Origin of the sequence: Actinomadura napierensis (assembly GCF_039529375.1) — a bacterium.
Lineage (GTDB): Bacteria > Actinomycetota > Actinomycetes > Streptosporangiales > Streptosporangiaceae > Spirillospora > Spirillospora napierensis.
Window position 1 is genome coordinate 1 of the sequence record NZ_BAAAMR010000201.1, and the last position, 9308, is coordinate 9308.

Genomic DNA, 9308 nt, shown 5'->3' on the forward strand with positions numbered 1-9308 from the left:
GCGGCGAGCGCGGCCCGCGCCCGCCGGTGCCGCGCCGGTACGCGCGCCGGCTGGCCGCCGCGGAGGCCGGCGGTCCGGCCTGGGAGAGCGCGGCGGAGGTGCCGGCGCTGTTCAGCGAGCGGGTCGCCGACAACCGGGCGGCGGTGCGGCACGTCGGCGCCGACGAACTGGCCACCGCGGTCGCCGCCGCGCTGTGGGGCCGGGAGGCCAAGCAGATCGTCGTCCCGGCGGACCTGCCGTTCGGGTGGCTGGCGGAGCTGGACGGGGTGCGGGCGATGGCCGACCGGCCCGCGATCGACCTCGACGGCCTCGCCGCCGCGGACGGCGTCGTGACCGGCTGCGCCGTCGCGATCGCCCAGACCGGGACCGTGGTCCTCGACGGCGGCCGGGCGCAGGGCAGGCGCGCCCTCACCCTCCTCCCGGCCTACCACCTGTGCGTCGTGCAGGCCGAGCAGATCGTGGGAACGGTCCCGGAGGCGGTGGAGCGGCTCGACCCGGCCCGCCCGCTCACCTGGATCAGCGGGCCGTCCGCGACGTACGGCGTCGAGATGGTGCGGGCGGAGGGCATGCACGGCCCCCGGCACCTCGAGGTGCTGGTCGTCGAGGACTGACCCGGGCGCCCTTATCCGGCGCCGGAGAGGATCAGGTCGAGGCCGGCGGTGAACCGGGCGTCCCAGTCGACCGCGCGGTCGGCGCCGTCCTCCTCCGTGCCGCGGACCTCCAGGGCGGCGTGCCCGATCACGTAGCCGAGCAGTGTGTGCGCGGCGACGGCGGCGGACTCCTCGCGCACGCCGCCCCGCCGCAGCACCTCGCGCAGGGACGCGACGGTCGCGGCGAGCGCGGCGGGGTTGCGCCGGGTGACGACGAGCGGGAGCACGCCCGCGTGCGCCAGGAGCCGGGCGCGGTAGTCGCCGGCCCAGGAGCGCAGGACGTCCCGCCAGGATCCGGCGGCGGCGCCGGTGTCGGCGGGGCCGGACGCGACGTGCGCGACGAGGCCGTCCAGCAGCTGCTCCTTGCCGCGGGGGAGGTGGTGGTAGATCGCCATCGCCTCGACCTCCAGGGCGTCGCCGAGACGGCGCATGGTGAGGCGGCCGAGTCCCTGGCCGTCGACGATCTGCAGGGCCGCCTCGGTGATGCGCTCGATGGACAGCGGCGCGCGGTTCTGGGCGTTGATGCTGGGCTGCCTGACCATGGGGGCAAGCGTACGGGGGTCCGCCGACATGATCGGGGAAGCCGCGGTGACCTGGGCGGCGCGGCGCGGCCCGATGCTACCTTACTGCGTAAAGGCGCCGACTTCGGTGTCCGGCGTCACACCCGGCGACCGGCGCGCGTACCCTGGCCTCCATCGTGACGATGAAGATCGTGAGCTTGAGGAGTATCGCCATGCCGCTGATCCGCAGGGTGGGCAAGGACGTCGCGGAGCAGTACGAGGCCGACGAGCGGCTGGCCGCGGACTACGACGCGCGCCTGGCGGCCGCCGGCGAGGCCGAGCGCGCGCTGCGCGGCGCTCAGGGCGCCGACGCGCACGGGACGGGGCTGCACGAGCTGACCATCGCCTTCGACAAGGCCCTGACCGAGGCGCTCGCCGCGGCCGAGGCGGCCGAGCGGGTCGCCATGGGCCCGAAGGTCTACGTGTCCGACGCGCAGGACGCCGCGGCGCGCCGCGCCGCGGAGATCGCCCGCCGCAAGGCCAAGGCGCGCCCGTCCGTGCGGCCGTGGACCGACGAGGTCGACCGGCTGCGCACCGCGCGCGAGGCGCACCGGCTGAGCTTCCGGACCCGCCCCGCCGCGGCCGTCTGAGCGGGCGGTGCCGCCGGCCGGCGGGCCGCGGCGGCGGCCTGGGACCACGTGTGACGACGTGGGACGACACAGCACCACCGAGTGGCACCGGCCACCGAACTTTGAGAGTCTGCCCTCTCGGGGAACGCCGGGGCGGTTCGCGCCGCCCGCCGCGAGTGCGCGGCGGGCGCGGGACGCGCTCCGGCGGAGAGGGCGCTGGTGCCCTGGACGCGGGGGGAAGTCACGTGGAGCGCACGCCGCCGGACCGGTGCCGCGTACTCGAGTCCTACCAGGACGGGACACAGGCGATCCGTGAGCTGGCGTCGGCGGTCGAGGACTGGGACGTGCCGACGCCGTGCGCCGACTGGCAGCTGATCGACCTGGCCGGGCACCTGCGGTGCGTGGCGGAGAACTTCCTGGAGTACCTGCAGGACGCGCCGGACAGCCGGCTGGCCAAGCTGTTCGCGCAGGACGCGGCGTCGGCGGTGCTGATCCGCCAGCAGGCGCGGCAGAACGCGGCGGAGCTGGCGGTGCTGCCGCCGGAGCCGGGCCCGGAGCGGATCACGGCGTTCTCCGTCTCGGCCGGGGCCTACGCCGACCTGATGCCCGACATGTGGGACCGCACCCATCTGATCTACCGGGGCACCAAGTACACCGTCGGCGACCACGCGGGCGCGGCCTGCGTGGAGTGGCACCTGCACGCCTGGGACATGGCGCGGGCGATCGGCACCGACTACCGGCCGCGCGACCCCGAGGTGCTGGTGTCGGCGTGGCACTGGGGGGTCCCGCACCTGCCGCTGGCCTCGGGGGACGCGTGGGAGTCGGTGCTGCGGTCCTCGGGCCGTACGCCGAACTGGCCGGACCCCGCGGAGGGGCCCGGCCGGTCGCGGGGCGGGCGGCAGCGCAACGCGCGGCAGGGCGTCAGACGCCCGCCGGCTTCCTCGGGTGGGTCCGCAGGTAGACAGCCCAGGTGAGCAGGCAGCAGACGGCGTAGTAGGCGATGAACGCGATGTACGCGCCGTCTCCGGTGCCGGAGTCCAGGAACGACTGCCGGAAGGCGACGTTGACCAGCACGCCGCCGAACGCGCCGATCGCGCCGGCGACGCCGATGAGCGCGCCGGCGAGCCGGCGGGCCTCGTGCTCGGCGGCCACCGGGTCGCCGCCGTTGGCGACGCCGAGCTGCGCCTTCGCCCGGAAGATCGCCGGGATCATCTTGTAGGTGGAGCCGTTGCCGACGCCGCTGAACACGAACAGCAGGATGAACCCGGTGACGAACAGCGCGAGCGACTTCTCCCGCGAGGCGGTGAGGACGAGCCCCGCCGACACCGCCATGGCGACGAAGTTCCAGAACGTGACCTTCGCCCCGCCCGTCCGGTCGGCGAGCCAGCCGCCGACGGGCCGGATCAGCGAGCCGAGCAGCGGCCCGAGGAAGGTCAGGTACGCGGCCTTGATCGGGGTGTCGAAGTCGGCCTTGAACTGGACCTGCAGGACCTGCCCGAAGGCGAACCCGAAGCCGATGAACGACCCGAACGTGCCGATGTAGAGCAGCGACATGATCCAGGTGTGGCCGTCCTTGCAGACGTCGCGCATCGCCCGCTTCTCGTTGCGGACCTGGGACAGGTTGTCCATGTACAGGGCCGCGCCGAGCGCGGCGAGCACGATGAAGGGGATGTAGATGCCGGCGACGATGCCGGGGTGGCCCTTGCCTGCGGTGGCGAGCACCGCCAGGCCGACGAGCTGGACGACGGCGACGCCGACGTTGCCGCCGCCGGCGTTGATGCCGAGGGCCCAGCCCTTGAGGCGCTGCGGGTAGAAGGCGTTGATGTTGGCCATCGAGGAGGCGAAGTTGCCGCCGCCGACGCCTGCGACCGCCGCCAGGATCAGCAGGGTGGAGTACGAGACGCCGGGCTTGACGAGGAACGCGGCCAGCACCGCGGGGACCAGCAGCAGCGAGGCGCTGATGATGGTCCAGTTGCGGCCGCCGAGCCTGGCGACGGCGAAGGTGTAGGGGATCCGCAGGGTGGATCCGATGGCCGCCGGGACGGTGGTGAGCATGAACTTGCCGGCCGGGTCGATGCCGTAGGCCGGGCCGAGGAACAGCACGAGCACCGACCACAGCGTCCAGACCGAGAACCCGATGTGCTCGGAGAAGATCGAGAACGCGAGGTTGCGGCGGGCGGTGCGGGCCCCGGACGCGGCCCAGAACTCCGGATCCTCGGGCCGCCAGTCCTCGATCCAGCGGCCTTTCAGCGAGGGGCGGCGCGTGCTCGGCGTCGCTTCGGTCGTGACGGTCATCGGGTGTCTCCTTGGGGTCGCTGACGCGGCACGACGCTAGGAGCGGGGGGTTTCGCGCTTGTGTGGCCCGCAATGCGGCGGTGATAACTCCACTGCACAGCGTGTGCGCGCGAGGTGTGAGACCGGTGATCGGTGCGGTCGGCGGGCGGTGCGGTCAGCGGGCGGTGCCGAACGCGGGCTCCCGGCCGTCCTCCAGGTAGACGGGGCGGCCGTCGGCGAGGGCGCGCAGGCTGGGCTCCATCCGGCGCGACACGTGCGCGGGCGACAGCTCGGGGATCTTCTCCGGCGCGACCAGGACGTGGTCGGACAGCTCGTCGGGCGGCAGCCGGATCGCCTCGAGCTCGGCGTCGGTGATGGCGCCGCCGAAGACGAACACGTTGACCGAGTCGACGCCGTCGTCGCGCGGGGAGCCCCAGTCGACGCAGACCAGGCCGTCCAGGCGGGGGACGAACCCGAGCTCCTCCCGGCATTCGCGGACGCACGCCGCGAGCGGGGACTCGTCGGTCTCGATGACCCCGCCCGGGAGGAACCAGCCTTCGCTGTAGGTGGGCTTGACCAGCAGGACCCGCCCGAGGTCGTCGAGGAGCAGGGCCGCCGCGGCGCCGCGCGAGCGCGGCAGCGAGGCGTAGTAAGCAAGGTCGGGCATGTACCGAGATTAGGCCGGATGACCGTCGGGTGATCCGTAGGGCGGCGGGGCCGGAACCGCATTCTCCGCGAGATCGCCGGGCCGCCAGTGAATCCGGTTCGGTATTCGGCCGGTCGGTGACGAATGGACCCTGACAATCGCCGACAACGCTTGACACGCGATCGTCAACCCCGGCCCGGGGTGCCTGCGGCGCGCGCCTGACCTTGACGGATGCGCGGCGTGAACCGCATTTAACGCCCGGGTCACACGTGGGACCCGGGCGCGAAACGGTGCCGCCGGACTCTTCAGGCATGACCGGGACTCCTACGCATTGTCCGTACTGCGCCCTGCAATGCGGGATGAACCTCGACGGGGCACCGGATTCCGCCGGCGCCCCGGTGCGGGTGACGCCGCGCGACGACGTGCCCGCGAACCGGGGCGGGCTGTGCCAGAAGGGCTGGACCGCCGCCGAGCTGCTCACCGTCCCGGACCGCCTGACCACGCCGCTGATGCGCCGCTCCCGCGACGCGCCGCTGGAACCGTGCACCTGGGACGAGGCGCTCGGCCGCGTCGCCGCCGAGATCGGGCGGCTGGCCGCCGAGCACGGGCCGGACGCCGTCGCGGTGTTCGGCGGCGGCGGGCTGACCAACGAGAAGGCGTACCAGCTGGGCAAGTTCGCCCGGGTCGCGCTGCGGACGTCGCAGATCGACTACAACGGGCGGTTCTGCATGTCGTCGGCCGCCGCGGCGTCCGGCCGGGCGTTCGGGATGGACCGCGGGCTGCCCGGCCCGGTCACCGACCTGGCGGCGTCCGGCGCCGTCCTGCTGGCGGGCGGGAACCCCGCCGAGACGATGCCGCCGTTCATGCGGCACCTGACCGAGATGCGGGAGGGCGGCGGCGCGCTCATCGTGGTCGACCCGCGCCGCACCGCGACGGCTCGCCAGGCGGACCTGCACCTGCAGCCGGCGGTGGGAACCGACATCGCCCTCGCCAACGGGCTGCTGCACCTGGCGATCGCCGAGGGCCTCGTCGACGAGGACTACATCGCGGCGCGGACGACCGGGTTCGAGGCCGTCCGGACGGTCGTGAACGCGTACTGGCCGGACCGGGTGGAGCGCATCACCGGCGTCCCGGTGCCGAGCATGCGCGAGGCGGTCCGGCTGCTGGCCGGCGCCGGCCGGGCGCACGTGCTGACCGCGCGCGGCTCCGAGCAGCACGCGCGCGGCACCGACATGGTGAGCGGCTTCATCAACCTGGCGCTGGCGCTCGGGCTGCAGGGCCGTCCCGGCTCCGGGTACGGCTGCCTGACCGGGCAGGGCAACGGGCAGGGCGGGCGCGAGCACGGCCAGAAGGCCGACCAGCTGCCCGGCTACCGGAAGATCGACGACCCGGCGGCCCGCGCGCACGTGGCGTCCGTGTGGGGCGTGGACCCGGACGCGCTGCCGGGGCCGGGCCGGTCGGCGTACGAGTTGCTGTCGGCGCTCGGCACCGCGGACGGCCCGAAGGCGATGCTGCTGTTCGGGTCGAACCCCGTGGTGTCGGCGCCGCGCGCGTCGTCGGTCGAGGAGCGGCTGGGCGCCCTCGACCTGCTGGTGGTGGCGGACTTCGTGCCCTCGGAGAGCGCGCGGCTCGCCGACGTGGTGCTGCCCACGGCGCAGTGGGCCGAGGAGTCCGGCACGATGACGAACCTGGAGGGCCGGGTGCTGCGGCGGCGCCGCGCGGTCAGCCCGCCGGACGGCGTCCGCACCGACCTGGAGATCATCGCGGCGCTGGCCGGGCGGCTCGGCGCGCCGGGGGAGTGGAGCACCGACTCCGAGCGGGTGTTCGGCGAGCTGCGCCGCGCGAGCGCCGGTGGCATCGCCGACTACTCCGGCATCAGCTACGAGCGGATCGAGGCCGAGGGCGGGGTGTTCTGGCCCTGCCCGGCGGAGGACCATCCCGGCACGCCGCGCCCCTATCTCGACCGTTTCCCCACACCGGACGGGCGGGCCCGGTTCGTGGCGGTCGAGCATCACGGCCCGGCCGAGGACGTCGACGCCGACTACCCGCTGTACCTGACGACCGGGCGGGTCCTGGCGCAGTACCAGTCGGGCGCGCAGACCCGCCGGGTCCGGGCGCTCGCGGACGCGGCGCCGGGCCCGTTCGTGGAGCTGCATCCCGACCTCGCCGAGCGGCTCGGCGTCGAGGACGGCCAGGACGTGAAGGTGGAGAGCCGGCGGGGCGCGGCCACGGCGGCGGCGCGCGTGACGGACGCGATCCGCCGCGACACGGTGTTCATGCCGTTCCACTGGGCGGGGGAGGGGCGCGCGAACCTGCTGACCGGTACCGCCCTCGATCCGGTCTCGCGAATGCCGGAGTTCAAGGTGTGCGCCGTCCGGATTTCGGCGTGAGCGCCTTTTAACACGCCGGTGACAAAGGAGACCCAACCGTGAAACGGCCCCTTCGCAGACTCGGTTCCATGAACATCGGGGACGGACCGGCGGCACCGGCCACCGCACGAACCTTACAACGTCAAGGCGCCGGGTCGAGGGCGTTAACCGCCCTGCTCTCGGCCGGAAAGTCCCCGCACGCGACTCGCCTGGAGGTTGCCGTCCGATGAGCATCACATCCGAAGCGACGATCACGAGGCGTCCCGCCGAAGCCGCGCCCCGCTGGTTCGACATCTGCTCCTACACCGACCTGATTCCCGAGCGCGGCGCCTGCGCGATGCTGGACGGCACGCAGGTCGCGGTGTTCCGCGCGTTCGACGGGACCCTGTACGCGCTGTCGAACCTGGACCCGTTCAGCGGCGCGTACGTGCTGTCGCGGGGCATCCTCGGCACCCGCGACGGCACTCCGACGGTCGCCTCGCCCATGTACAAGCAGGTGTTCGACCTGCGCACCGGGGTCTGCCTGGACGATTCGCGGGTGGCGGTGCCGACCTTCCCGGTCCGCCGCGCGGCCGGCGGCGACCGCGTGGAGGTGGCGCTCACCGATGAGCACCGACAGTGAGCCGCTGGCCGGGTTCGCCGTCGGAGTGACCGCGGCCCGCCGCCACGAGGAGCTCGCGACGCTGCTGGAGCGGCGCGGCGCGCGGGTGGTGCCGGCCCCCGCGATCCGCCTCGTCCCGCTGGCCGACGACGCCGAGCTGCTGGAGGCGACGCGGGCGTGCCTGGAGCGGCCGCTCGACCACGCCGTCGTCACGACCGGGATCGGGTTCCGGGCGTGGCTGGAGACGGCCGACGGATGGGGGCTGCGCGACGCCCTCATCGGCGCCCTCGGCGGCGCCGACATCGTGGCGCGCGGCCCGAAGGCGCGCGGCGCGATCCGCTCGGCCGGGCTGCAGGAGCGCTGGTCCCCGGACTCGGAGGGCTGCGCCGAGGTGATCGCGCACCTGCTGGAGAAGGACCTGGCGGGCGCCCGGGTGGCGGTCCAGCTCTACGGGGAGCGGCAGCCGGAGCTGACCGCCGCGCTGCGCGCGGCCGGCGCCGAGGTGATCGAGATCCCCGTGTACCGGTGGGCGCGCGCCGAGGACGGGACGCCGCTGCGGCGGCTCGTCGGGCAGGCCGTCGCCGGCACCGTCGACGCGATCACCTTCACCAGCGCGCCCGCGGTCACCGCGACCCTCGCGGTGGCGGCCGAGGACGATCTGGAGGAGGCGCTGCTGGAGGCGCTGCGCACCCAGGTGGTCGCGGCGTGCGTGGGGCCGGTCACCGCCGGGCCGCTGGTCGAGCGCGGCGTGCCGACCGTCCAGCCGGAACGGGCCAGGCTCGGCGCGCTGGTCCGGGCGCTGGCGTCGGAGCTGCCGCGGCGGCGCGCCCGGCTGCTGTCGGTGCGCGGGTCGGCGCTGGAGCTGCGCGGGCACGCCGTGGTGCTGGACGGGCAGTTGCGGCCGATCGCGCCCGCGCCGATGGCGATCCTGCGGGCGCTGGCACGCAGGCCGGGGCATGTGGTGTCGCGCGCGGAGCTGTGCGGGGTGTTGCCGAGCCGGCTGGTCGTGAGCGGCTCGCCGTGGTCGCGGGAGGCGCGGCCGCAGGCCGACGAGCACGCGGTGGAGATGGCGGTGGCGCGGCTGCGGCGCGGTCTCGGCCGTCCCGGGATCGTCGAGACGGTCGTCAAGCGCGGCTACCGGCTGGCGTGCGACCCCCGGCTGGTCGACCGGCTCGCGGCGGGCGCCGGTGGCTGACGGACGTCCCGCGCTGCTGGCCGTCGCACACGGCACCCGCGACCCGGCGGGTCCCGCCGTCGTGCGGGAGCTGCTGGACCGGGTCCGGGAGCGGCGCCCGTGGCTGCATGTGGCGGAGGCGTACGGCGAGCTGGTGTGGCCGTCGCTGGAGGAGGCCGCCGCCGCCCTCGGCGCGGGCGGCCCGGTGGTCGTCGTGCCGCTGCTGCTGGGGCGCGGCTACCACGCACTGATCGACATCCCCGAGCGCGCCGGGCGGCTCCTGCCCGGTGCGGTGACGGCGCGTCCCCTGGGCCCGGAGGCGCTGCTCGCCGACGCGGTGGCCGGGCGGCTCGGCGCGGTGCCGCCCGGCCGGCACGGGAACGGGGGCCCGCCGTGCCCGCAGGACACCGTCGTCCTCGGCGCGGCGGCCTCCGCCGACCCGGCGGGCGCCGCGGACGTGCGGGC

General features: G+C 75.0%; 10 protein-coding genes. 7 read left to right on the plus strand and 3 right to left on the minus strand.

Annotated elements, in window-relative coordinates; all coding sequences use genetic code 11:
• Nucleotides 1–611: LutC/YkgG family protein (locus ABD296_RS47985; protein WP_344284726.1), on the plus strand; the 611-nt coding region annotated here is incomplete at its 5' end.
• Nucleotides 612–622: 11 nt separating this feature from the next.
• Here the strand turns inward: ABD296_RS47985 and ABD296_RS47990 are convergent.
• Nucleotides 623–1192: a TetR/AcrR family transcriptional regulator gene (locus tag ABD296_RS47990; protein WP_344284729.1), complete on the minus strand. Its 570-nt coding sequence runs from the start codon at nt 1190–1192 to the stop codon at nt 623–625.
• Nucleotides 1193–1362: 170 nt separating this feature from the next.
• Here ABD296_RS47990 and ABD296_RS47995 point away from each other — a divergent pair, with 170 nt between their 5' ends.
• Together ABD296_RS47995 and ABD296_RS48000 are read left to right on the plus strand one after the other, a co-directional pair.
• A complete protein-coding gene (locus ABD296_RS47995; RefSeq protein ID WP_344284732.1) occupies nt 1363–1800 on the plus strand; it encodes a plectin in 438 nt (145 codons plus the stop codon).
• 224 nt (nt 1801–2024) lie between these two features.
• Nucleotides 2025–2753 carry a maleylpyruvate isomerase N-terminal domain-containing protein gene (locus ABD296_RS48000; RefSeq protein ID WP_344284735.1) on the plus strand — a complete coding sequence of 243 codons (729 nt, stop codon included), beginning with the start codon at nt 2025–2027 and terminating at the stop codon, nt 2751–2753.
• Here the strand turns inward: ABD296_RS48000 and ABD296_RS48005 are convergent.
• Nucleotides 2701–4074 carry a nitrate/nitrite transporter gene (locus ABD296_RS48005; RefSeq protein WP_344284740.1) on the minus strand — a complete coding sequence of 458 codons (1374 nt, stop codon included), beginning with the start codon at nt 4072–4074 and terminating at the stop codon, nt 2701–2703. The two genes, ABD296_RS48000 and ABD296_RS48005, sit on opposite strands and share 53 nt — an antisense overlap.
• Before the next feature lie 154 nt (nt 4075–4228).
• Entirely contained in the window at nt 4229–4720 is a 492-nt protein-coding gene (locus ABD296_RS48010; protein ID WP_344284743.1) for an NUDIX hydrolase, read from the minus strand.
• Between the two features lie 290 nt (nt 4721–5010).
• Between ABD296_RS48010 and ABD296_RS48015 the strand changes: the two genes are divergently transcribed.
• From ABD296_RS48015 to ABD296_RS48030, 4 genes are all read left to right on the plus strand, one after another.
• Nucleotides 5011–7089, plus strand: a complete 2079-nt coding sequence (locus tag ABD296_RS48015) for a molybdopterin oxidoreductase family protein (RefSeq protein WP_344284748.1) — start codon at nt 5011–5013, stop codon at nt 7087–7089.
• A gap of 205 nt (nt 7090–7294) precedes the next feature.
• Nucleotides 7295–7690: a nitrite reductase small subunit NirD gene (nirD, locus tag ABD296_RS48020; protein WP_344284752.1), complete on the plus strand. Its 396-nt coding sequence runs from the start codon at nt 7295–7297 to the stop codon at nt 7688–7690.
• The gene (locus ABD296_RS48025) at nt 7674–8864 is read left to right on the plus strand and encodes a uroporphyrinogen-III synthase (protein WP_344284755.1); all 1191 of its coding nucleotides are present in this window, start codon (nt 7674–7676) and stop codon (nt 8862–8864) included. The genes nirD and ABD296_RS48025 overlap by 17 nt, the downstream gene beginning before the upstream one ends.
• Nucleotides 8857–9308, plus strand: a 452-nt coding sequence (locus ABD296_RS48030; RefSeq protein ID WP_344284758.1) for a sirohydrochlorin chelatase, incomplete at its 3' end; no start/stop codon positions are given. The genes ABD296_RS48025 and ABD296_RS48030, both read left to right, overlap by 8 nt.

Coding starts and splice junctions, on each gene's coding strand:
- ABD296_RS48015 (WP_344284748.1), top strand. CDS start 5,011: ATGACCGGGACTCCTACGCATTGTCCGTACTGCGCCCTGCAATGCGGG.
- ABD296_RS48010 (WP_344284743.1), bottom strand. CDS start 4,720: ATGCCCGACCTTGCTTACTACGCCTCGCTGCCGCGCTCGCGCGGCGCC.
- nirD (WP_344284752.1), top strand. CDS start 7,295: ATGAGCATCACATCCGAAGCGACGATCACGAGGCGTCCCGCCGAAGCC.
- ABD296_RS47990 (WP_344284729.1), bottom strand. CDS start 1,192: ATGGTCAGGCAGCCCAGCATCAACGCCCAGAACCGCGCGCCGCTGTCC.
- ABD296_RS48005 (WP_344284740.1), bottom strand. CDS start 4,074: ATGACCGTCACGACCGAAGCGACGCCGAGCACGCGCCGCCCCTCGCTG.
- ABD296_RS48025 (WP_344284755.1), top strand. CDS start 7,674: ATGAGCACCGACAGTGAGCCGCTGGCCGGGTTCGCCGTCGGAGTGACC.